This window comes from Paenibacillus monticola, from assembly GCF_009664975.1.
Classification (GTDB): domain Bacteria; phylum Bacillota; class Bacilli; order Paenibacillales; family Paenibacillaceae; genus Paenibacillus_AQ; species Paenibacillus_AQ monticola.
Window position 1 is genome coordinate 809,460 of record NZ_WJXB01000001.1, and the last position, 24,289, is coordinate 833,748.

Here is a 24,289-nt window from a genome sequence, read left to right on the forward strand (position 1 = left end):
GCTGAAGGAAGGTAAAGCATTTGATCAATCCTTTTAAAAAATACAGAATTGACCGTCTGTTTTTTCACAGCTTTGCCATAGTGCTTATCGCAGTTATTGGTGTTACCGCATGGACAAGCTATAGCAATTCATCTAAGGCGCTCGTACAGACCACCTCCCATTACCAGCAGCAACTGCTGGATGAGCTGAATAATGAAATTACGACCCGTTTGGTTATGATCGAGCAGATTTCACTGTCCAGCTCCCGCGATAGCGAGCTGATTAACTTTCTCCTGAACAGACAGGATGAATTCGAGAGGTATCGTAGACGTGCAGGTGTAGAAAGCGCACTCGCGAATTTGACCTATGCTATTCCGCTGATTCAAGGGATTGACCTCTATATGGATAATCCTATCCTAAGTGAACGGCAAAGCTACATTCAGTTCCGAAACCTTGGGGATCTTAACAAGCAGGAAGGGGCCGGATGTCTGGCGAAGAGCGATTTTTGCTGGTCCAAAGAGTATGATTTTTCCAGTGCGCAAGGTGAGGTTCCGGTGCTCAGCTTCTCCAGAAAAATAATAAATGAGAATGACTATTTAGGTGTTCTTGTCGTCCATATCAAGGCCAACGAGATTCGGAAACTGCTTACCGGCAATTCCGAAGGATCTAACCGGATCATGGCGGACAGCGAAGGACAGCAAATTATGAAAATAGGCGATACGCTGGACCAGAATAACTGGTCCCAGTGGATTGATCTAAAAAGCAATAAATCGGGCTATGTTCATATCCCGGCAACCGATGGATCCCGCGACACGTTGCTAGTCTATTCCAGGATGGATAATTCCATCTGGACGCTAATCGAATTCACGTCTTGGAAACAGATCACAGCAAGCAGCCTGAAGCTGGCGGAGTGGATTGGTCTGATCGGTATCGCTGCAGTGCTTCTGGTATTGCTCTTGACCCATTTTTTAAGGAAGCAGTTTACAAAGCCGATCAAGAATCTGGTAACTGCGATGCGCGTGTATTCCGTAGGAGGCGATAATGTCGAACTTCCGGTGGATTATGAGAATGAATTCGGTTATTTATTCTCCGGCTATCGCAAGCAGAACGAACGAATTGAAGAGCTGTATCTATCGCTCGAGAGCCGTTACGAACAGCAGCGGAAAGCTGAAATTGAGGCGCTTCAGGCTAATATCAATCCGCATTTTCTTTATAATATGTTGGATCAGCTGAACTGGATGGCAATTGAGGCCGGACAGAATGAGCTTAGCCGTATTCTGGAGCTGATGGGCCGTATGTTTCGGATCGGTTTGTCCAACGGAAACAGCTTTATCAAGATAGCAGATGAATTGCTCCATATAGAGTGTTATCTCGAAATCCAGCAGCTGCGCTGGGGGGGCGGACTGGAATACAGGATTATAGCAGCGTCCGAGCTGCAGGAGTTATACGTTCCAAAGCTTACGCTACAGCCGTTCGTGGAGAATTCCATCGTTCATGGATTCAACAAGCAACGCAGCGGCTATGTATCTATTGTAATGGAGAGAACCGAGGATGCTCTGCACATTGTCATTGATGATAACGGAGCCGGACTGAAGCAGCCCGATCACAGCACTCATAAACGTCATACAGGCGGTTATGGTATACGCAATGTGAGAGAGAGGGTCGCCGGCTATTTCGGGGAGAGCTATGGCATTACGCTTATAGAACGTGAAGAGGGTGGAACACGAGTAGAAATTATACTGCCGCTGCTGACTGAACCTCCTACCAGGAAGGACTGATCCTCTAAATTCAGATTTAGATCTGAAGATATATAGGAACGGCAGTTCGGTAAGCGCTTCCTTTATATAGAGAAAATATTGTCATGTTTCAGTACTTACCGAGTTTAAGGAGGTAGGGATAATGTGGAAAATTGCAATCATTGATGATGAGCGTCAAGTCCTGAAGGGGATGAAACGGGCGATTCCCTGGGATGATCTGGGAGCTGAATGGGTGGGGGAGGCTTTGAATGGGGAGGACGGACTGGAAATGATCCGCAATACCCGTCCGGATATTGTGATCACTGATCTTTATATGCCCGTAATGAGCGGCATGGACATGATGGAGCAGCTTAGGAAGGATGGTTTTCAAGGGAAAATCATCATCTTTAGCGGTTATTCAGACTTTGAGCATGCTAGACTGGCGCTACGGTTTCAGGTGAGCGACTACGTCTCTAAGCCGATCAGTCTGCCGACGCTAAAGTCGATCTTAAACAAAGTCATCCAGGAGCTTGAAGAGGAAGAGGAGAAGAGAGTCAGACAGTGGGAGCTTGAGTTTAAAATGACGCTCTATGAGCCTTTTGTTGAAAAGGAATGGGTTCGTTCCGTAGCTGTCGGTACCCTCGACCATGCATACAAAGACAGCACACGTCTTCCGCCGTCATACCTTTACTGGCAGGAACGCAAGCATGTCACGATCGGTATCGAACTGATCCGTGATGAACGAGCCAGATGTTTATCCGTCTCCGATTGGAACTTGTTTCGGTTTGCGGTCAGCAATATTGCTTGTGAAGTAGCACATAAACTGTTCCCGGATACGGAATACACAGAGCTGCACAGTACCAGGGGCCTATTGATTATTCATCCAGGTTCAGAGCACCTCGAACAGTTAGAGGACAAGCTGGAGGAGCTGGGGATTAGGTTAAATGACAGTATCGTCGGCTATCTTAAGCTGATGACACGGATAGGGATCGGGGGAGTGAAGGATACATGGACAAAGCTCTCTGACTCAACGGAAGAAGCTTTCCGCGCAATGGATCAAAGAGCATTGCGCGTCGCTTCTGCACATGAAGTCTATATGTATCGGGAGAACATCAGCAGCGAACCGGGAAATGTCGCCCTCTTTCCGGTAAAGTTCTCGTATAAACTGGCGACAGCGATAAAGGTATCGCAGGAAGTCGAAGCCCACCAGCTTGTACTGGAATATATAATGGAAATGAAAAAGCAAGAAGGGCTTTCAGAGGGATACGTACAAATGCTTGGAAGCGAGCTGTGGGGAATTATAACCTACTCGTTGTATGAATCCGGATTGGTACTGGATGACCTGTTTACGAATGACCAGATTGCCAAGGAGATCAGCAGCCTGATTGTACCGGATCAACTGGCAAGTTGGCTTATGGACAAAATCACCAAGATTTGCAACAGCAGGCAATGGAAAGGGAGCAGCAAGCATAGACAGGTGGTCGACTTCATGACCAGTTACATTCATGAGCACTATGCGGATGAATTAACACTCGCCGACCTTTCGGATAAGGTATTCATTTCGCGAAACCATTTGTCCATTATTTTCAAGAATATTACTGGTGAGACCTTCAATAACTACCTGACCCGGGTTCGAATCGAGAAAGCACGGGAGTTGCTCATGGAGCGAAATATGCTCGTCTATGAAGTGGCGGAACGGGTTGGCTATAAGAACATCCCCTACTTCAGCACACTGTTCAAGAAAATAACCGGCATGAATCCTACAGAACTTATCAAAAACTAGACACCGAAAAATGCCCTGCGATTTCCCGGAACCAGATGATTCAGTATTATCCGAAGAGCTGGTTTTCGGGGACCAGCGGTTCTGGGCTGAATCATTCTACTCTGGAAGGCTTGCGTTTTTTTTGGCGAATCGGCCGGGCGATATTCCCACGGTCTTGGTGAAACTGCGGATAAAGTTCGCATAGTCGCTGAAACCGGATTGATAGCAGGCTTCGGTAATGCTGAGCCCCTCGCAGAGATAGGATTTGGCGAGGGAGATGCGGCGGTCTATGATATATGAACGGAGTGTTAACCCTGTATGTTTTTTGAATTGGCGGCTGATATAAGTGCTGTTCAAATGAAAAGTGCCGGCAAGCTGTTCAAGTGTGATGTCCTGCGCAAGATGCGCTTCGATATAATCCATCGTTTTGCGGACCAGATCGGGCATGATATCCGTAGGAATAAAGCTGACATTTTGAAAAACAGTATTGGTCAGGACTAATAGTTGAGCTATACAACAATTAGCGTGAATATCTGTTCCATACGCATCAGAAGCCAGTGCTTCCTCCAGAGCGCTTGTATACTGCAGAAATTGCTGCAACTGAGCTTCCTCCAAATGCACGATATTTCCTTTCCCCTTAGGGTGGTAGTCGAAGCATCCGGATAAATGGGTTGCCGGAGTAGAGAGGCGATGCAAATAAGATTTCTGGAGGTTAATGGTAATCCGCTCATATTCAGTTTCATCGAGGCTAAAGGAACGGTGCATTTCTTCCGGGTTAATTACAAGCAAGTCACCAGGCTCCAGACGGTAACAGCTGTTCTCAATATAGAAATTGACATTGCCTCGAAGAAACAAGTACAGCTCATAGGCTTCGTGCCGATGATAGAAGGTCCCCATATTATAAGTTGTAGTCCTGTGCTGGTAGAGGGAATCTTTCTGAATAGGATCATATCGAAGCTCAAAAGGGTCGTTCATCTGTAACCTCCTGATCTGTTCGTGCAATAAATATAGCGGAACTTGCAATGATTATTCTCTGGAACTACTTTAAAATGTCATTATCCTAGCATGTTGGGATAAACATTGCAAGCGTTTGATTGCATATAACAGACTGGAGGATCTTTTTATGGAGCTGATTGTAACTGCAAGAAGCAAATATCAAGAAGATATAGAATATACCGTATTGGACAGGCACGAACTAAGTTCATCTGTAGAGATAACAGGCGGAAACGGTAGCGCCAAACAGCCATTTCAGGCAGTAGTACGGATAAGAAATCTAGGGAGCTTGGCGTGGGCAGGAGTCATTCATTTGGAGCTGCCGTTTGCTAAAGTAAATCCGCGGTTCTTTCTGCCGGCATTTATGTACGGCCGGAACCGGGGTGAAGCTCCCCAGAATGTTCCGAATGAGTTCCCGAGGCTGAGAGAAGGCAATCCCTCACGTCCTTCTTCCCCTTGGTGGATGGTGCGAAGCGACCGGTTGTCGCATCCGGCGGCCCTTGTATATGACACGGGTAAAATATATGGCCTTTGCGCCAGCCCCTATTTCATAAACAAGAATGGAGTCAAGGCCCAGTGGAAACCGGAGCTGTCGGGTGAGTTCTGCCAGTATGGCGGCTTTACCTGCTCACTTGCCAAAGGAACGGTCGGGTATACGCTTGGTTATGAGAATGCTCCGTTATTATTCATTAAATCGCGTCTGGTCAAGGAACGGGCACCTCTTGATGAGAATTGCTTTGAATTAGCAGCTGCTGAGTCTGTAGAGTTCACAATAGACTTGTATGAGTATGAGGCGGAGTCTGAGCTGGGCATCAATACTGTACTGGAAGACATTTATTACCGTTATCATCAGCCTCCAAGACAGGGCAGTGATATCCGGACGGCTGCGGCCGATCTGTCGAAGGCAATCTATCAATATGCCTGGCTGCCTGAGGAACGGAGCTATTCCACATTTGTCTATGAGGACAAGGAGACGGGCGGATACCGGTATAATAAAATCATCTCGATCAGCTGGACGGACGGCTTGTCTGTAGCCACTCCGGTTCTGATGGCCGCGCTGCGGCTTGAAGATGAGCCCATGCGTGAGCAGGCGCTCTCCTGCATAGAGAATATCATAGAGAATTCCCTGAACCCGGCTTCGGGGCTTCCTTATGAGGCATATCAGGACGGGAAATGGAGTGTAGCCGGCTGGTGGTTTGACGGGATGCGCACTCCGGGTCATTCGGCTTATCTGTGCGCGCAGGCAATGTTCTATATTATGAAGGCTTATGAATTTGAGAAAAGGATCAAAAATTGCCTCCACGAGGATTGGATGGTCTTTGTGAAAAAGGTACTCCCCGTGTTGGAGAAAAGCAAAAATTCAGATGATGAATATCCGACTATTCTGTCTGAGAGAACCGGTGCAGGGCTTGAATATGATTCCTTCAGCGGAACATGGTGCATGGCCGCTATGGCCTATTACAGCTGGCTAACCGGAGATAGATCGCATCTGGACAGCCTGAAGCGCAGTGAGAAACATTACTATGAAACCTATGTGAAACGAATGGAATGCTATGGGGCTCCGCTTGATGCGGATAAGGCGGTAGATTCCGAAGGCATTCTGGCATACATCAAAGCAGTCAGATTTCTGCATGCCCTCACGGGCGATGAGCTGTATCTCGATCATATGAGGGATGCGATAAATTACGAGTTCACTTTTAAATTTGCTTACAACTCACCGGTTAAGGTACCTCCACTAAGCACGATCGGCTGGTCCAGCTGTGGGGGAAGCGTTACTTCTGTCGCGAATCCGCATATTCATCCGATGTCCAGTAATGTGGTGGACGAGCTTTACTACTATGTTCAGCAGCGTGAAGATCCATATGTGTTGCAGCGGATGCTGGATACGGTCGGCTGGGGTTGTCAGACCTACAACCGGTTTGATAAGGAATTCGGCCACGGCCTAACGGGCTGGATGTCCGAGAGATTTTGCCACTCAGAAGGTCTGGTGACGGAGACTTACAGCGACGGTTCGCCGGCTAGCACCTGGTTCTGCCTGATGCCCTGGGCCGGCGGCAGTGTGATAGAAGGATTGGTCGGTGACTACTGGGAATCGAATGTAAAATAGACGTTCGTGAATGTAAGAGGCACGCACCAGAAACGGATTCAAAAACAAAAAGCAGCGATTTTCCGTTAACCGGAGAATCGCTGTTTTTTGGATTGAACGCGTTGTCCTGTAACATGCGTATCTTCAAAAATGACAACGCTTTCTTAAGAATGTTGGCTTTCGACGCTCTGATTCGAAGGGTATACTGAAAACAAAGGAGGAGCAGATATGGAGTTGGATACACACGTAACCGGAATTAAGGGAAAAACAGAACAGCGAACGCAGTTGTGGAAGCGGTTTAAAAAACAAAAAACACTGCACCTGTTCGTTGGGCTCGGCATGATATTTTTGCTTGTCTTCGCCTATACGCCGATGTTCGGCATTCTAATGGCATTTAAGCAGTATTCCATCTCTACCGGAATTAAGGGCATTTTTACAAGCGAATGGGTGGGATTAAAGCATTTCAATGAGTTCTTTAATGACTATCAGTTTGGAACAATCGTTCGAAATACGCTGGCATTGAGTCTGCTAAAAATCCTTTTTTCTTTTCCGGCTCCCATATTGCTGGCCATTCTATTAAGCGAAGTGAAAAATTTGAAGTTTAAGCGTTTTGTCCAAACGATCAGCTATTTGCCCCATTTCATCTCGTGGGTTGTCGTCGCAGGCATCGCTTTCGCCTTCCTGTCGACGGATATCGGGATGGTCAATAAAGCGCTTCTAGGGCTAGGCATAATCGACAAGCCGCTTGACATATTGACGAACCCCAACTATTTCTGGGGACTGGCGACTGGAAGTGCCGTCTGGAAGGAGATGGGCTGGTGGACGATTATCTTCCTGGCCGCTATAGCGGGCATTAACCCGTCATTATACGAAGCCGCGCAGATCGACGGAGCGGGCCGCTTGGCTCGAATTCGCCATATTACGTTCCCTGGAATGAAAGGAACGATCGTCGTTGTACTTATTCTGACGATCGGAAGCATTCTGGGCGGAGGACTGGTGGGCTCCAACTTCGAGCAGGCGTATCTGTTCGGCAACAGCATCAACAATCCGACTTCGGAGATCGTGCAAACTTATGCGTTTAAGGTCGGATTAAGAGACGGGAGATTTTCCTATGCGGCAGCGATTGATTTGATCCAGTCCGTCATTTCCGTCATCCTGATTTTCTCCAGCAACTACATTGCCAAACGCACTTCGGGATCAAGTCTATTCTAGGAAGGAGGAGCGTGCATGCAGCTCAGCCAAAAACAAAAAGATCGTATCATGGACGCTATGATTTATGCATTACTAGCCATTCTGACGTTATCGATGCTTTATCCGTTCTATTACGTCCTGATTCTTTCCTTCAATAAAGGAACCGATTCGCTTCTTGGGGGCGTCTATCTATGGCCAAGGACCTTTTCCTTTGAAAATTACGCGCGATTTTTGGATGACCCCCACTGGTACCGTGCTTTTTTGGTCACGATTATGAGAACGCTTGCAGGAACCGTCCTAGGCGTCCTTTTTACCTGTTTGGTTGCTTATGGGCTGTCTCACCGCGATCTTCTGTTTCGCAAAGGTTATTTCACGGTCATTATATTCGCGATGTACTTTTCCGGCGGTTTGATACCGTATTACGTCGTTCTGCGCTCACTGGGGCTGCTGAACACGTTTGGTGTCTATGTCATTCCTTCCATGTTAAGTACGTTTTTTCTGCTGATAGCCATTTCGTTCTTTCAGGAAATTCCGAGTGAACTTAAGGAGTCGGCTTACATGGACGGGGCTACCGAGCTCGTTATTTTCTACCGGATCATCCTTCCCGTCTCTATGCCGCTGATCGCAACCATGTCGCTTTTCTTGGGGGTTGGTCAATGGAACTCTTGGCTGGATTCCGCTTACTTCGTGCAGTCGGAAGGTCTGCGGACGCTCGCTTTCCGGATGATGGAGGTTATCAACAAGAGCAATGCGCCGATGGACGCTGTAGCCGTTGCGAACAGCGCTTCAGCGGGCGTCACCAGCTATTCGCTTCAGGTAGCGGCTATGGTTATATCTATCGCGCCTATCGTGTGCGTCTATCCGTTCCTCCAGAGGTTTTTCATTCAAGGCATTATGCTGGGTTCCGTGAAGGGTTGATTTTGTTGGCATGATATTAAAGCGTTTGCATTAATATAAACATCACTTGTTTGGAGGGGTTATTATGAAAAGAAACAAAGGGAAGAAGGCACTGCTCTTATCGCTCATCCTAATGATGACGATAGCGATGATGTCCGCATGCGGAAATAGCAACGATGGTCAAGTCAATAACTCGGCGGGGAGCGAACCGCCCGCCAAAAGCAACGAGGTGAAGGAGCTATCCCTGTTTATCGATGCCTCCTGGTATCCGGTGAAGGAATGGACGGGAGCGGTTGCCGAGAAAATTACCGAAAAGACGGGCGTTAAGCTGAAAGTGACGGTCGCTACCGATGATAAGCAGCTTCCGCTCATGATCGCTTCGGGAGATCTCCCCGATCTGGTCTTTACTAATTCCAATATCGATCGGATGTCCGATTCGAAGCTGTCTTATCCCTGGAACGAGCTGATCAAGAAATACGCGCCTGAATTTAAGATCGATCCGATACGAATTGCGATCCACACGATGGATGACGGCAATTTCTATACGGTGCGCAACTCCTTCGCGACGCAGGAGGAAATGGCGCAGAACAAATACTCGGTCGGCAGCGACGGCAACCCGGGTATCGCGGTGCGCGAGGATATTCTGCAAGAGCTCGGCAATCCGCCAATAGATACCATTGACGACTTTATGAAGGTTTTGGGCATGGTCAAAGAAAAATATCCGGACATGATCCCTCTGATCATGGACAAAGATTGGATCGAGCAATACTTCCTGATGCAGTTCGGCGTCGAGGGCCTTCTGGACGGCTGGTATGAGCGGGACGGAAAAGTGGACTATGCGATCAGACAGCCGGAAATGCTGGATTTCTTCAAGTTTATGAACCGTCTGTACCGCGAAGGGGACATTCTGGCGGAGAACTTCGCCTATACGAACGATCAGATCGACGATCAGTATGCGACCAGCGGGAAGGCATTCGCGCATATGCATACGGTCAGCATAGCAGACTCGGACAATAGCAAGGTCAAAAACGCCGGCGGTACGTATACGTTCAAAATGCTGTCTAGCTCCATTTCGAAAGATGCGAAAGCGGTCAGCTCCGGACTGGGCTTTGCAGGTACGTTTATCACGAAGAAAAACAAGGATCCGGAGGCGTCAATCAAGTTCCTTCAATATCTGGCGAGCGACGAAGGTAAAAAGTTAACGATGTTCGGTGTCGAGGGCGAGCATTGGACCTGGAACGACGAAGGGTATCCGAATTTGAAATACGATCCGTCCGACGCCGATTTCGTCAATAGCAACGGAATCAAATGGTGGTACCTGTACAACGACGGCGTTACGGAAGGCATGTTGAGCTACGTACCGGGAGCGCAGAAGACGAAAGCGTTGATGGAAAGAAAGGCGATCACGGTTTACAAGCCGGAGCTCGGCTTGATTCAGCTGCAGCCGGATTCGGACGAGAAGACGATCAAAACGAAGATCGACGAGATGATCAAAAACGAGAAGGTTAAAATCTACTTGGCGGAGTCGGAGGAAGAAGCCGTGGCAAACTACGAGAGCATGGTGAAGAACGCCGAGAAGATCGGTCTGGATCGCTTGGTGGATTGGGCTAACCAAACCTATCAGAAGAAGAAGGATTTGTTTAAAAAATAAGACTGGGTCCGTCAGGAGCGCTGCGCGTTCCTGACGGACTTTGCACGCTATATTGCAGGTGAAGGCAAATGGGAGAACGGAAAAGGCGGGAAAATGATGAAGCTGGAGTATGATTCGCCCGGTACGGCATGGAAAGAGGCTCTTCCGATTGGCGCCGCACGATTATAACCGGCTGGACGCCGGGCAATATTTACAAGAAGTCCGGAGCCTGATTTTTCAATGATCGGATCGAGGAGGCGGAGCGGCTGTTTCTGACCGCATGATGGGCGAGCCGATCCATATGCAAGCCTACCTGCCTTTTTGCGACCTGAATCTGGCGTTCCCCGGATATCGCGAGGTTACGCGATATCGGCGTGAATTGGATCTGCGGCGGGCGGTGGCGACCGTATCCTATGAAGCCTACGGATGCGAATACACGCGCGAAATCTTCTGTTCCCGCCCGAGCGGCTGCCTGGTGATTCGGCTGACTGGACGAACACGTCGAAGACCATAAAGCCTTGTATGAACGAGTCTTGATAAGGCTGGGGGGAGCCGGGGCGGACGAGCGAACTGGCGGCAAGCGACGTCCGACGGAGCGGCGCGTACTCGACATTCGGGAGATGGAGGCCCCGTCGCTCGCCGCGTTATATTTTCAGTTCGGCCAGTATATGCTCATTGCGTCTTCCAGACCGAGCGAGCAACCTTCCAACTTGCAAGGCATATGGAATGAAGAAGAATGGCCGGAATGGGGAAGCAAATGCGAAGGAACGATATCTCGCTTCCTTTTCTGATTTTTTATTAAGCAAGATCCTCCTGCCCTTTGCTTAGTTTCTTGCTTATCTGTGGCGGTTACGGATATAACGTCCTGGAGGTATTCCTTCCGATTTCGTAAATTGCTTGGTAAAGGAATAAATATCCCCATAACCAAGACTAATGGCTACGTGTTTAATGGGGAGTCCGGAGAGGAGCATCATTTTGGCCTGTTTCATTAAATGTTCAATGTGGTACCGCTGAGGGGAAACTCCGGTTGTGGCTTTAAATAGCTTCCTGAAATTCTCATAGCCCATATTTACGGCTGCTGCGGCTTCCTTAATATCGTAATGGATATCATTGGCGCCGCTGATCAGTTGGCAAGCCTTCGAGATTTTGTGATGATTGTGCTCTCTCTGAGTATGATGTACGCTGCCGTGCAAACGGATAATAAGCTCTTGTGCTCTCATCAGCAAATAGGGGAGCCTTTCATCTACTGCGCCTTTAAGGGTGTTTAACAGGGCGGCAAAATCATTCACTATATCGCTTGTATGCCGTGTCGGTTGTATCTCTTGATCGGAATTTATAATGCCGAGCGTTTTGAGGTAATGATAGACAGGATAACCTATGCTGATATAAAACTCGATCCATTCCCCATTCGGCTCGATTTCGGTGGAGTGCATACGATCGGGCAAACGCTGTACCAGATCCCCCGCTTTCATCGGAATAGCGGTACCGTCCTTTGAGATAAATCGTCCGTTGCCTTGCAGGACCAAAAAACAGCTGTAATATCCGATCCTGAAGTCATACTGGGAACGCTCTGCCGTTCTTTTTCTCATAAAGCCGCATGACAAAATGCCCTGGTCGAAATCGTCTCCGATACAACGGTATACGACATCGTTTTCTTTTATAGCATCGAAATTCATATTGTCACTTCACCTACCTAAATGGATAAATGAATTACCAGACCTAACATTTTATATGAAGACTTGTCCTTATATTATAAGGGTATCGATTTTCTTAGCACAACCAATTAAGACAATTTATGAGGAGGTTATTCGAAACGTATGAAGCTGAACAGAGACTGGGAGAATCCGCATGTCGCTCACAAGAACCGTCATCCCATGCATGAGCCGTATGGAATATACGAAACCGTGGAACAGGCGCTAAGCGGCGACCGGAGAGCGTCCAAATACGTAAAATGCTTAAACGGCACTTGGAAATTTAAAACGTTTTCATCTCCGGATGTAGTAACTGATGAGTTTTATCATCCTGCATATGACGTGTCCAAATGGGATGATATCCCTGTTCCTTCCAACTGGGAGTTGTTCGGATACGGGAAACCTATATACACTAATATTAAGTATCCCTTTGCGCGCAAGGGGGCGGACTCTCATCATGAAATTCAACTGAAGCAAGATGAATTTGTTTTGAATCCGCCTTATGTGCCGGAGGATAACCTCACCGGATGTTATGTCCTATCGTTCGAAATTCCTGAACATTTTAACGGCAGAGAGTTGTTTATCGATTTTGCCGGTGTGGAATCCTGCTTTTATCTGTGGTTAAACGGGAAGTTCGTCGGTTATTCGCAGGACAGCAAGCTTAACGCTTCTTTTGATATTACCGATTACATCCAAACGGGGCAAAACCATTTGGCCGTTCAGGTGATGCGATTCGGAGCCGGTTCTTATCTGGAGGATCAGGACTACTGGCATCTATCGGGTATTTTCAGAGATGTTCTGATTTATGCAAAACCGCGAATGCGAATTCATGATTATAAAATCGAAACGCTTTTCCCGGGTGATTATGACAATGCCGAATTAGCCGTAACGGTTTATCCTAATAATCAAGCAAGCTGTTACGGGGAAGCTCACGTGCGTCTGTCTCTTTATGATCACGATCGAAAATTGGTTACGCAATTTGAGACGCCGAAGTTTGCGGATTTCAGATCCTACCTGCAAGACAACTATGTGGCGAAAGTCAAACAAACCATTAAGAGCCCCCAATTGTGGAGCGACGAAATTCCTTACCTCTATAACTTGGTATTGGAAATGATCGAACCTGACGGAAATGTTGTTGACATCGAGAGTGCAAATGTCGGCTTCCGGGAAATCAGCATCGATAACACCGGGATATTGAAAATTAACGGCAAACGTCTCATCATTCGCGGAACCAACCTTCATGCATTTTGTCCCGAAACGGGGCGTGTGGTGTCGACGGAGTATATGCGTGAGCAGATCAAGATCATGAAATCGCTAAATATCAATGCGGTAAGGATGAGTCACTATCCGCATGCCGTCGAATGGTATGACCTTTGTGATGAACTGGGTCTATATGTTGTGGATGAGGCCAATATTGAGACCCATGGCATCGGCGGCCAGCTCAGCGCATCTCCCGAATGGACGCATGCTTATATGGAACGTGCAGTACGGATGGTGTTGCGAGATAAGAATCATCCCTCGATCATTCTGTGGTCCTTGGGAAATGAGTCCGGTCACGGAGCGAACCATGCTGCCATGTACGGGTGGATGAAGGAATATGATAAAACAAGATATGTTCAGTATGAGTCCTTGAATCCTCCGGCCAATATTTCCGATATCATGGCGCCCATGTATCCTCAGAAGGATTGGATCGTGGAATGCATGATGAGCAGCGATGACTTGCGGCCGTTTATTATGTGTGAATATGCGTACGCGAAAAGCAACAGCAACGGGAATTTCAAGGAATTCTGGGACCTTATTCATAAATTCCCGCGGTTTCAGGGCGGCTTCATTTGGGATTTCCAGGATAAAGCGCTTGTCCGGCATGATGAATCTGGGAACAAAAAATATGTGTATGGCGGTGCCTTCCAGGAAGAGATTATTGATTCCGCGCCCGATATGTGTCTGAACGGCATTGTATTTCCGGATTTAACGCTGAAACCGGCTGCCTATGAAATTAAAAATGTACAAGCTCCCGTCCAGATCGATTATTTTAAACAGCCTTATGATGTTTCCGGTAATAAAAGTTATCGAATTTATAATCATTATACGCATCGGGACTTAAGCCACCAGGACATTGGTTGGGAACTTGTTTGCGACGGGAAGGTTGTGGAAAACGGTACATTCCCCCGATTACACACGCCGGCCGGAGCTATCGACAGTCTTCAGGCACCATACGATCCAGCCAAGGTCTATGGGGAAGCGTTCCTGAATTTTTATGCTTATCTGAACGAGGACACCTATTATGCCAATAAGGGAACCTGTATCTATGCATGCCAGGTCGAGTTGAAAGATTCCGTATATGAAATACATACCGGCGATATTCAAAGTGGGAGCCTGGTATATGAAGAAGCTGCGAATCAAATTCATATTTATAATGAAAATACGAACGTGGTCTTCTCGAAAGAAACGGCAGAGTTCATTTCTGTCAAGTACAATAATCAAGACTACTTTACGGGCGGAGCGAACAATTTCTATCGGCCGCCAACGGGGATAGACGCAGGTGTGCCTGGTGAGACGCTAAACTATGCAGATGATTGGAGAAGCCTCGGGCTGGACTCCGATCAGAAAGAGATCAAGCGTATTCGGGTATATGCAGCGCCTGCATCAGTCATCATTCAGGTTCATGTTCTTTATCATGGATGCATTGAAACACTTACGGAGTATGCGATTGGCGGTAAAGGCATTGAAATTACTAACACTGTCGTGAATAATGCTAATGTCGATACCTTACCGAGAATCGGTCTGAGTTTTACCTTCCCTGCTGCCTGGAAGAGTATCAAATGGTATGGCCGCGGGCCATGGGAGAACTATGCGGACCGTAAAACAGCTGCCTTCGTCGGTATATATGAAAGCTCTGTTGAAGAACAGCATGTTCCCTACATCGTGCCGGTTGAGTGCGGGGGCAAGGAAGATGTCCGTTATTTGTATGTGTCGGCGGATGACCGCAAGGTAAAAGTTACCTCGGCGGGTCACTTCCATTTTGACATCCATCAGTACAGCATCGGACAGTATGACAATGCCGCCTATGAGGACGAGCTTGGCACATCCGATTCTGTTTTCCTTCATATCGATTACAAACATGCAGGTCTTGGTGGAGATACTGGATGGACCAAAAATATTCACGATGAATATAAAATCGAAAAGGGCATCTATGTATACAAGATCACTTTAGAGATCGTGGATTGAATAGTAGATCCTCGAAAGCGAAGGATAGAAGTGAATTTTTGATAAAGGCACTGGCCAAAGTCAGAGGTCTTTATTGATTAACGACGATTCATTGGCATTGGCTTCTAGTACATCGGATCGGACTCCGCAATGTGCATCAGCGCCTTATTCTGACTTACGGGAAGGATATGGGCTGAAGCAATTCCTTGACTACCTGGCGTCCGAACAGGCTCAAGTCCTGATCAACTGGGGCGTTGAAGGAGCTGAAAGCGATCACCACTTACAAGCCGCAGCTCGGACTAATTCAGGCGCAACCGGATTCTACGGAAAAAACAATCAAGACCAAGATCGACGAGATGATCAAAAATGAAAAGGTCAAGATTTATCTGGCTGAATCTGAAGAAGAAGCGGTTGCAAATTATGAGAATATGGTGAAGACTGCCGAAAGTCTGGGGTTGCAGCGGCTGGTGGACTGGGCCAACGACACATATCAGAAGAAGGTTTTGTTCGAGTAAGCCAAGGGCAACCGGTAGAGAGTCATACCTCTACCGGATTTTTCTTTTTCATGGTACGTTTAGAAGAAACCATTCCGGTATTCAGGAGGATTCGTCACCGTGAGCATTGTTCGTAAAATCACTTTGGGATACGTTATCCTGATTTTTATTCCGGTAGTAGTGTTCGGTTACTACTATTATTCGCAGATTTATGGCAACCTGACCAATCAATTCGTCCAAAGCCGTCAAAAAATACTGGAGCAGGCACATGCCAATATGAAGATGGACCTGACCCGCATCGACTCCATCCAGCGTATGCTGCAGTATAACCCGTATGTCACGGATTATCTGGACGGAGTGTATGAATCGGACCTGAATAGCATTTATGCCTATAACCGTAATATTAGTCCGCTTATTACCCAATCGCTGTTTATTAATCCGGAAATTGAAAGCTTTCGGATCTATAAAACCAAACAGCGGGTGCTTCCGATTACTGAACGGTTTCTGGATATCTCAGCTTTGGATTCGCGGGGCAAGGAGGTCACGCGTACGCTGAAGCCCGGTCAAGGCATATGGAAGATGGCTGATCCGGGGGCGGCTGTGCCTTCGCTTATGTTCTATCAGAACATTTACAACTCTAACTTTACCGAGAAAATTGGACTTCTTGAATTGCGCGTTGGCAGCGGTTTAATCCGGAAATTGTACGAGGCGGCTGGGGAGAGAGACAATTGGCAAGCCTTCCTGCTTCCTAAGCAGGGGGTGCCTGTGTCTGCGGAAGGCGCTGCCGCAGGCATTGATAAGGCAACCTGGAAGCTGCTTGGTTCAAATGATACCCGGCCCTATTTCATCAACAATAAAACCATTGTGAATCAGTTGTATATTGAGGAACTGGACGTCCGGGTCGTCGTAACCGGTAAGGTCGACGATGTGTTTCGCACAATCAAGCGCAAGGAGATCATCCTGGTCTTTACCATCATTGCGCTTCTGACGGCCTTGTCATTTGTTTATTATGCACTCGCATCGACGATTACCAAACGTATTTTGCTCCTTGCAAGGCATATGCGCAATCTGGACGATGACAATATGAAGCAGTTTATCAGTAAGCACGATAAGCCGAACCACCAGGACGAAATCGGATTTCTGACCTCGACCTACAATTCGATGATCCAGCGCATGGATGAGCTAATCAACAACGTCCACCGCTCCGAGCTGCGGAATAAAGAAGCGGCTTATAAAGTGCTTCAGGCCCAGATCAAGCCGCACTTTCTCTATAACACCCTTGAGACGATCCGGATGCTGGCTGAGTCCAATAATGACAAGGAGGTAGCGGACATTTCGTTCTGGTTCGGCAAGCTGATGCGTTATAGTCTGTCCTCGGAAGGGGACCGGACTGTTCTGGCCAGCGAAATCGAAACGGTTATCTTCTATTTGAATATTCACAAGATGCGGCTTCAGGACAGACTGACCTACGAGGTCGATGTCTCCATGGATGCGGAACAGTTTGTCTGTCCAAGATTCATGCTCCAGCCTCTGGTCGAGAACAGCATCGTTCATGGAGCATCTGCCATCCTTCGGCCCGTCCATATTAAGCTCCAAGTCCGGGAAACCGGAGATGAAATCCGCATCTCCATTACAGACAACGGAACAGGCATTCAGGAGGACAAGCTGGCGGCAATACGCTCACGGTTGGCAAGAGGGGGCGGCGGCAGAGACGTCGCGGAGAACATGGGAGGCGTGGGTCTGTTCAATGTCAGCGAACGGATCAAATCGTTCTACGGCGGTTCCTCGCAACTGGTTATTGACAGCGGGCCGGACCGTGGAACATGCCTGACTATTATCATCACAACAGGAGGGACGGGCCGGATATGAGAGTATTGATTGTAGACGATGAGCCGCTGATCCTTAACGGACTGGTCAAGATTATCGGTGAAGTGGCTCCGCTCGGGACAGAGGTATTCAAGGCGAACAACGCTTTTGAGGCACTGGATCTCATGAAAGATCACATGCCGGATGTGACGGTAACGGATCTTCATATGCCGGAGAAAAATGGATTCGAGCTGATCGAAACCGCCAGGGAGAGCGGGCTGTGTGATCGCTTTATTATCCTAACAGGCTATGATGAATTCGAATATGTAAGGAAAGCGCTCCGCACAGGAGTCGTGGATTATCTGCTGAAGCCGATTGACAAGAATGAGATTGCCGCTCTGCTGGCGCATGTTGAACAAGAGCTTCCCTCCGAAGCCGATTCGGAGTATTCAAGGCATGCCAAACGCATTCTGGCTTATACCAAAACCCATTATATGAACGATCTGTCACTGGACCATCTTGCCGAGTTGATGAATCTACATCCGAACTACATCTGCAGCCTGTTCAAGAAAGTGACGGGCGACACGTTTGTCAGTTATTTGAACGCATTCCGCATCAAGGAAGCGCAGAAGCTGCTCAGGTCGCAGCGCCAGCTATCCGTGAACGCCATCGGAATGAAGGTCGGTTTCGAAAATAAGCATTATTTTGCCAAGGTGTTCAAAAAGTATACTGGCACTACGCCGGGCGCCTACCGAGATGAGGATGAAGCGGAGGGGAATGCCGATGATAACTTCGCAGCCGGCGGGCCGGACTTGTCGGAGATGCGTGAGTGAAGCGTAGTCCAAATTTTTGTCAATACATATGGACTCTATAATGAAAGCGTAACCAAAAATACGAATACATTTGAATTTGGGGTTGCATGGGAACCCGATCTCCGACCAATACTTGCCGAAAATCAACGTAACGCTGGCTTCCGGTGATCTGCCAGATGTGACCCCGGTCAACGCCACGCAGCTCAAACAAATGGTGGATTCGGACCAGATTGAGGATATGACGGAGCTTTTCTGCACAGCGGCGTCAAGTCGCTTGCGGTTGCCGGAGATAATGCAAAAAAGAAATCGCTCCTTTGGGGATGGAAAACGGGGCTTCCATTATATCCAAAGGGCGATTTCTTTTTAGTATTTATGAATAGATACGGTAGTTCCCGCTAAGAGCCAGCAAGCTGAAGAAGTATAGGCAGTTGTCGTAATAGCGGCGATCACCGGTGCGAAGCGGCGTAGTCCAAAACAGCTTGACGAAGTGTCCGGCATCCGGTCCATCGGCAGCGAGCGAGGCCATGGCCAGCGTTGCCAGAAGGCCGATCGGATGCAGGGATGGCTCCTCAAAAGGTTGACCGTCAATGGTGTAGCGCCGGTAATCGGCTACTTCAATGTTTCGGAAAAAGGCTTGAATTCGGTTGGACTGCCCCACCTGCCAAGGGTCATTGCGGAACCATTCATAATCAAGCCCGATATTGGCCGCCACCCGGTATGCATCACTGAAGAAGTGGCGGAAGTCTCCATGCGGCTGGGGTTCAGTTGGAGTTCCGTCATAGTTCGCATATTCGGGGGCAAGACCGGTAGCTGGATGACATGTTTTTTGTAAATAGGCTCTGCTTCTAGAGGCTGCTTCTTTCCAGAAAGCTCTATCCTGTTCATCCGCCTGAAGGGCAAATAATTCATAGAAATGCGGCAGATGATAGGAGGGATCGCTGAAAGGGGTTTCAGGAACAAATTTGATCAGCTTGGTCGCCGGGTCCCACATCGGATTGCCTTCTCCGTCTTCCCCTTTATGAACACAAGCGCGGAGAATAATTCTTGCCTGCTCGGAATAGTTGAACGGTTCTGCGCCGTCACCCCAGCGATTTGAGGCGAAAAATAGCGCCATTGCGAAAAACTCTTCTCCATCCGGTGCCGGACCGGGCGACAGCCGTGTTCCGTCCAGCTTGCAGTGCCAGGCAAAATAATCTTTGTAACGGCCTTCTGTATGCTGCATATATGTCTTGGCGAACTTCCACAGCCGGTCGAACTCTTCCTTCTTGTCCATCTGAACAGCCATCATCATTCCATAGGACATCCCCTCTGTCCGCACATCTGTGTTGCCGGTATCCACGATATAACCCTTATCGTCATCCATGGGATGGTAGATCCGGACATCAGGTGCTCCGTAGAACAATTCGTTCCATGTGTCGTCAAGCTTCTTCCGGATCGCCTCTTCCGGCACTCCGTTCTCTCTGAACAGGTTTCTCATAATATTCCTCCATTGGATATGGTTTTTTCAAAGCATAACATAGGCGGAGGTACAGAAATTAAAGCGTTTTCCTTGAAAATCATTGGTGATTAGGACATGTTCTCCGCCCAAAAAAATGATTCTCATAAGATCTCTCGTATAATATCAGAATAGATCAATGTTAGGTGTCTATATGTCATGGACTTCGCTCAAACCACTTCACTATACTGTAAGGGACTAACCGTGAAGTAAAAAAATAAGGGTGATGTTGTTATGAACAGAACGCAAAATCAGATGAAGCTTACAGTCTATACACGGAAACCGAACCAGGCCTACACCGAGTCTCTCAGCAACAGCATTCATTGTGCCTGCACGGATGATAATAACGAATTTCAACCGTTGAACCGGAACTATGGCATACTGTTCGCTTTGGCAACCGTCGATGGGAACAACGTGATTCATGAAAAAGGACTGAAAAACCCGTATGTGTTCCGTACGGCTGACGGTTCTTTCGGCATTGTTGCGGTAAGAGTAGATGCACTGGGAGATGATGACGAAGACAGCAGAGGGTGTATTCTTCTGTGGACATCCCCAGATTTGGTTACCTTTCATAATCATGGTCTGGTTCAACTGCACCGGGAGCTTTATGTCAAAGAGGCCGTCTGTGAGCTTGACGGAACCGGCGAAGAATATGAGATTCGCTGGCAGGACAACGAGGGGAACTTTTATTTGAGCCGGTTGTCCGATCTTATGAAGACGGACTGTATTTCACCGCCGGAACTGGCGGAAGCCTTTGCGGTAGACCGGCCCGAACAACCGCTACCCGGAACAAACCCGGGAAATGTGATTTCGGTGGACAGCCGTATCGGCCGTTTGGTGCAGGCTTCCTGGACACCGATACACAACACTGAAATCCGAGTGCCGGAGAGTGTCAGCGTCACATCCGCAGACGAATTGAAAGCGGTTAAAGTCATGGCGGTTTATTCCGATGGCTCCACCGCAGACAAGCAGGTAGCCTGGGATGGTAAAGGCATCGATTACACAGTACCCGGAACGTATACCGTACAAGGCAAGGTGGTTACGCATGAGTTACCGTTTCCCTTGGCAAGCGGCTATGCCGACCCGGTAATCCTTCCATGGAACAGCAAGTATTATTTCCTGGCCACTAATGACAATGCCAATGATATCGGGATCTATGTCCGTGAGGCGGACACGTTAAGCGGCTTATTCGCTCCTGGTTATAAGGAGGCCGTTATTCTTGATCTGGATGAGGAACAAAACTTCATCCAAACCTTCTGGGCTCCTGAATTTCATGTCATCGGCGAGGATTTATTTATTCTGTTCGCCGTTGGCGGCAGAGAATGGTGTCCGCAATGCCACCTCATGAAGCTCAATAAAGGCGGTGACATCATGAATGCGGGGGATTGGCACCTACCGATCCGTGTGAAGCAGGCAGACGGAGCCTATTTGGCAGAGGATGGCATCACCCTGGATATGACTTACTTTAAAGTAGACGGTACTTCATGTCTGGTCTGGTCCTACCGCAAGGGAATCGGAACACCGCTTGACACCGGATCCATGCTGTATATTGCGACGATAAATGAAGATAACCCCGCGGTATTGACCAGTGAACCGATGCTGCTCTCGCGGCCGCTGTTCGGCTGGGAGAATGTTCAGGGGACCATCAACAATGAAGGTCCATATCCTCTCATTACGGAGGATTCGGTGTATATCGCCTATTCCGGCGGGGCTGCTACGGGTTATACCTATTCGCTAGGACTCTTAAGCATCCCACGGGGAAGCGATTATTTGGACATGAATGCATGGACTAAGGCAAGTACGCCTGTATTGTCATATTACTCAATCGAAGGGATATATGGGGCCGGACACAATTCATTTTTCAAGGATTATGACGGTAATGTGCTGATGCTGTATCACGGGGAAGAGCAACTGGTGAAGCATGGAACGAGATGTACCGGCATGCACAGAGTCCATTTTAACCGTGAAAACGTACCGGTATTGGATGTAGCTAAAGAAAGAGATGTGCACCCAGATTATGCCGATTGCTCCATGCAAGTGATTGTGCTTCCATAAAACAGACGAAATTAATAAATGAAAAGGATGAAATTGCGATGAGAGAAAAACAAGGATTAAATCCGTATCTCCCGTCTTGGGAATATACCCCCGACGGTGAGCCATATGTTTTTGAAGGCAGAGTGTATGTGTATGGCTCCCATGACCGTTTTAACGGACACGCTTTTTGCTTAAACGACTATGTCTGCTGGTCGGCGCCGGAAAACAATTTGTCCGATTGGCGGTATGAGGGTGTCATCTACCGGACTACGGATGACCCGCTTAATCCTGAAGGCAGCATGTGCCTGTATGCTCCCGATGTCACCGTGGGACCAGACGGAAGGTACTATCTCTACTATGTACTTGACAAGGTTCCCGTTGTTTCGGTGGCTGTCTGCGACAAGCCAGGAGGCAAGTATGAGTTCTACGGCTATGTAAGATATGCCGATGGAACGCGCTTGGGGGAAAGGGAAGGCGACGAGCCGCAGTTTGACCCCGGTGTGCTGACTGAAGGAGAGAATACTTACCTGTACACCGGATTCTGCGGCTTCGGAGACTCATCCAGACACGGCGCAATGGCAACGGTGCTTGGCCCGGATATGCTCACGATTGTCGAAGAGCCTGTATTTGTTGCGCCGAGCCAGCCTTTCAGCAAGGGGAGCGGATTCGAAGGATATGAGTTCTTTGAGGCTCCTTCCATCCGCAAAAGAGGAGATACCTATTACCTTATCTATTCCTCGATCTCCATGCATGAACTGTGCTATGCGACCAGCCAGTATCCGACCAAAGAATTCACATATCAGGGAGTCATTATAAGCAATTGCGATCTTCATATCGATACGTACAAACCGGCAGAACAACCGATGTATTATGGCGGCAATAACCATGGCAGCATCGCCCAAATCAACGGGGAGTGGTACATTTTTTATCATCGGCACACCAACGGGACCGCGTTCTGCCGGCAGGGATGTATGGAGCGGATCGATTTCCGCGGAGACGGCACCATTCCCCAGGTAGAAATCACATCCTGTGGTTCGAACGGTGGGCCGCTTGAAGGCCGGGGGGAATATCCGGCATACCTGGCATGTCATTTATTTTGTAAAGATGAGGAAATGTACACCGGAGGCTTCGGCCGTATCGGTGCATGGATGGACAGCCGCTTTCCGAAGATTACGCAGGACGGCAGGGACGGCGACGAGGAGATCGGTTATATCGCGAATATGACAGATTCTGCTACGGCCGGCTTTAAATATTTTACTTGCGAGGGAATCCGAAAAGTCAAAATCAAGGTGCGCGGATATTGCCAGGGCGAGTTTGAAGTGAAAACGTCGTGGGACGGACCGGCACTTGGACGGATACCAGTAGGCTTTTCGAATGTCTGGAAGGAATACAGTATTGAAGCGGACATTCCGGACGGCGTACAAGCATTGTATTTTACGTACACCGGTAGCGGTGGCGCCAGTCTGTCCTCGTTTACTTTGGAATGACCTTGAGTGAAATCTGACTGCGTCTTGATAAATAAAGCAGCACAGGGGGATTCTCTGGTGCTGCTTTATTTATTGCCGCTATGCCAAGCTAAAGACCGGAAGAATAACGGGCCCTGTAGTCCGAAGGCGTCATATGCATATAATATTTGAACCACTTGGAAAAGTAGCTGACATGCTGGTACCCTGACTCCAGCGCGGCTTCCAGGATGTTGTACGATCCCGAACGGAGCAGATTGGCTGCTTGACTGATGCGGATATAGTTCAAATACTCCATCGGACGCATTCCGGTCTGGGTTTTGAAAAATTTGCAGAAATGGGAGCGGCTAAGCGATACCACAGAAGCAAGCTGATCCAGCTCCAGCTTGTCACGGAAATGCTCCTCCATATATGCCAGCACTTGCTTGATTTGCCGGTTGTATTCACGCCCGTGGCGGGTTCCCGGCGCAGAATTGATCTCCATCAGTCCATAATGGTATATATCCGCAATGAACAGCTGCAGAAGAGCTTTCAGGCTCATTTCATATGCGGTGGACTGGCGCTCATAGCGGCTCAGTAGCTCCCGAACACAATCGAGCAATTTGGAATAGGGTTCGTTCGCAGCAGATAATAGGCCAGGCAGTCTGGCTGTCCCTTGCAGGACCGGGTCCAAGAATAATTCCTGAACCCGGTCTGGGTGCGGTGAAGACAGCCAAGATAATTTGAATACGATGGAGTAATAGCACGTGCCGCCACAGACAGTGTCAATTCCTGAATGGAGTTCACCGGGATGAACGATCAAAGCATCACCCGCCTGAATGGTAAACTCCCGGCTTTCGATGTTGAAAGTAGCTCTGCCTTTCGCTAAATAGATAATTTCCATTTCATTATGCCAATGCACTGGAAGGATGGAATGAACGTTAGTCTGATGTTCCACGCGGTAGATATGAAGCGGAAATTCGGGCTGGCCGTGCAGCTTGAGCTCCCGGTAACGGTGTTCGTACATGACTTCC

Annotated in this window: 19 protein-coding genes; 15 read left to right on the forward strand and 4 right to left on the reverse strand. The window is 48.2% G+C overall.

Annotation, left to right across the window (positions count from 1 at the left end):
• Nucleotides 1–20: 20 nt before the first annotated feature.
• Both GJB61_RS03490 and GJB61_RS03495 read left to right on the forward strand, forming a co-directional pair.
• The gene (locus tag GJB61_RS03490; protein ID WP_154117053.1) at nucleotides 21–1,757 is read left to right on the forward strand and encodes a cache domain-containing sensor histidine kinase; all 1,737 of its coding nucleotides are present in this window, start codon (nucleotides 21–23) and stop codon (nucleotides 1,755–1,757) included.
• A gap of 121 nt (nucleotides 1,758–1,878) precedes the next feature.
• A complete protein-coding gene (locus tag GJB61_RS03495; protein WP_154117054.1) occupies nucleotides 1,879–3,498 on the forward strand; it encodes a response regulator transcription factor in 1,620 nt (539 codons plus the stop codon).
• A 96-nt stretch (nucleotides 3,499–3,594) separates the two neighbouring features.
• Here the strand turns inward: GJB61_RS03495 and GJB61_RS03500 are convergent, their stop codons facing one another.
• Complete coding sequence (locus GJB61_RS03500; protein WP_154117055.1) at nucleotides 3,595–4,452, reverse strand: helix-turn-helix domain-containing protein; 858 nt, start codon at nucleotides 4,450–4,452, stop codon at nucleotides 3,595–3,597.
• Nucleotides 4,453–4,600: 148 nt separating this feature from the next.
• Here GJB61_RS03500 and GJB61_RS03505 point away from each other — a divergent pair, with 148 nt between their 5' ends.
• From GJB61_RS03505 to GJB61_RS03530, 6 genes are all read left to right on the forward strand, one after another.
• A complete protein-coding gene (locus GJB61_RS03505; RefSeq protein ID WP_154117056.1) occupies nucleotides 4,601–6,577 on the forward strand; it encodes a hypothetical protein in 1,977 nt (658 codons plus the stop codon).
• A 207-nt stretch (nucleotides 6,578–6,784) separates the two neighbouring features.
• Nucleotides 6,785–7,768: an ABC transporter permease gene (locus GJB61_RS03510; protein ID WP_154117057.1), complete on the forward strand. Its 984-nt coding sequence runs from the start codon at nucleotides 6,785–6,787 to the stop codon at nucleotides 7,766–7,768.
• 15 nt (nucleotides 7,769–7,783) lie between these two features.
• A complete protein-coding gene (locus tag GJB61_RS03515; protein ID WP_154117058.1) occupies nucleotides 7,784–8,665 on the forward strand; it encodes a carbohydrate ABC transporter permease in 882 nt (293 codons plus the stop codon).
• Between the two features lie 64 nt (nucleotides 8,666–8,729).
• Complete coding sequence (locus GJB61_RS03520; protein WP_154117059.1) at nucleotides 8,730–10,295, forward strand: extracellular solute-binding protein; 1,566 nt, start codon at nucleotides 8,730–8,732, stop codon at nucleotides 10,293–10,295.
• Between the two features lie 262 nt (nucleotides 10,296–10,557).
• On the forward strand, nucleotides 10,558–10,788 hold the full coding sequence (locus GJB61_RS32490; protein ID WP_476703950.1) for a glycoside hydrolase N-terminal domain-containing protein: 231 nt from the start codon (nucleotides 10,558–10,560) through the stop codon (nucleotides 10,786–10,788).
• A complete protein-coding gene (locus GJB61_RS03530) occupies nucleotides 10,763–11,065 on the forward strand; it encodes a glycosyl hydrolase family 95 catalytic domain-containing protein (RefSeq protein WP_420819728.1) in 303 nt (100 codons plus the stop codon). Before GJB61_RS32490 ends, GJB61_RS03530 begins: the two co-directional genes overlap by 26 nt.
• A 45-nt stretch (nucleotides 11,066–11,110) precedes the next feature.
• Here GJB61_RS03530 and GJB61_RS03535 read toward each other — a convergent pair whose 3' ends face one another.
• Nucleotides 11,111–11,950, reverse strand: coding sequence for a helix-turn-helix domain-containing protein (locus GJB61_RS03535; protein ID WP_154117062.1), 840 nt, complete (start codon nucleotides 11,948–11,950; stop codon nucleotides 11,111–11,113).
• 141 nt (nucleotides 11,951–12,091) lie between these two features.
• Here GJB61_RS03535 and GJB61_RS03540 point away from each other — a divergent pair, with 141 nt between their 5' ends.
• The 5 genes from GJB61_RS03540 to GJB61_RS03560 all read left to right on the forward strand — a co-directional run bounded on the left by GJB61_RS03540 (nucleotide 12,092) and on the right by GJB61_RS03560 (nucleotide 18,651).
• A complete protein-coding gene (locus GJB61_RS03540) occupies nucleotides 12,092–15,193 on the forward strand; it encodes a glycoside hydrolase family 2 TIM barrel-domain containing protein (protein ID WP_154117063.1) in 3,102 nt (1,033 codons plus the stop codon).
• 233 nt (nucleotides 15,194–15,426) lie between these two features.
• The gene (locus tag GJB61_RS03545) at nucleotides 15,427–15,687 is read left to right on the forward strand and encodes a hypothetical protein (protein ID WP_229521427.1); all 261 of its coding nucleotides are present in this window, start codon (nucleotides 15,427–15,429) and stop codon (nucleotides 15,685–15,687) included.
• Between the two features lie 99 nt (nucleotides 15,688–15,786).
• Nucleotides 15,787–17,535 carry a sensor histidine kinase gene (locus GJB61_RS03550; RefSeq protein WP_338115653.1) on the forward strand — a complete coding sequence of 583 codons (1,749 nt, stop codon included), beginning with the start codon at nucleotides 15,787–15,789 and terminating at the stop codon, nucleotides 17,533–17,535.
• A complete protein-coding gene (locus GJB61_RS03555; RefSeq protein WP_154117064.1) occupies nucleotides 17,532–18,305 on the forward strand; it encodes a response regulator transcription factor in 774 nt (257 codons plus the stop codon). Before GJB61_RS03550 ends, GJB61_RS03555 begins: the two co-directional genes overlap by 4 nt.
• Nucleotides 18,306–18,375: 70 nt before the next feature.
• A complete protein-coding gene (locus tag GJB61_RS03560) occupies nucleotides 18,376–18,651 on the forward strand; it encodes a hypothetical protein (RefSeq protein WP_154117065.1) in 276 nt (91 codons plus the stop codon).
• A gap of 3 nt (nucleotides 18,652–18,654) precedes the next feature.
• On the opposite strand, the gene GJB61_RS03565 is transcribed toward GJB61_RS03560, so the two are convergent.
• On the reverse strand, nucleotides 18,655–19,761 hold the full coding sequence (locus GJB61_RS03565) for a family 8 glycosyl hydrolase (protein ID WP_154117066.1): 1,107 nt from the start codon (nucleotides 19,759–19,761) through the stop codon (nucleotides 18,655–18,657).
• A gap of 252 nt (nucleotides 19,762–20,013) precedes the next feature.
• On the opposite strand from GJB61_RS03565, the gene GJB61_RS03570 reads away from it, so the two are divergent.
• Both GJB61_RS03570 and GJB61_RS03575 read left to right on the forward strand, forming a co-directional pair.
• Nucleotides 20,014–21,834, forward strand: a complete 1,821-nt coding sequence (locus tag GJB61_RS03570; RefSeq protein WP_154117067.1) for a family 43 glycosylhydrolase — start codon at nucleotides 20,014–20,016, stop codon at nucleotides 21,832–21,834.
• Nucleotides 21,835–21,872: 38 nt separating this feature from the next.
• The gene (locus tag GJB61_RS03575) at nucleotides 21,873–23,300 is read left to right on the forward strand and encodes a family 43 glycosylhydrolase (RefSeq protein WP_154117068.1); all 1,428 of its coding nucleotides are present in this window, start codon (nucleotides 21,873–21,875) and stop codon (nucleotides 23,298–23,300) included.
• A gap of 88 nt (nucleotides 23,301–23,388) precedes the next feature.
• Here GJB61_RS03575 and GJB61_RS03580 read toward each other — a convergent pair whose 3' ends face one another.
• Nucleotides 23,389–24,282 (reverse strand): AraC family transcriptional regulator, encoded by an 894-nt coding sequence (locus GJB61_RS03580; RefSeq protein ID WP_154117069.1) that lies wholly within the window; start codon nucleotides 24,280–24,282, stop codon nucleotides 23,389–23,391.
• Nucleotides 24,283–24,289: the final 7 nt, after the last annotated feature.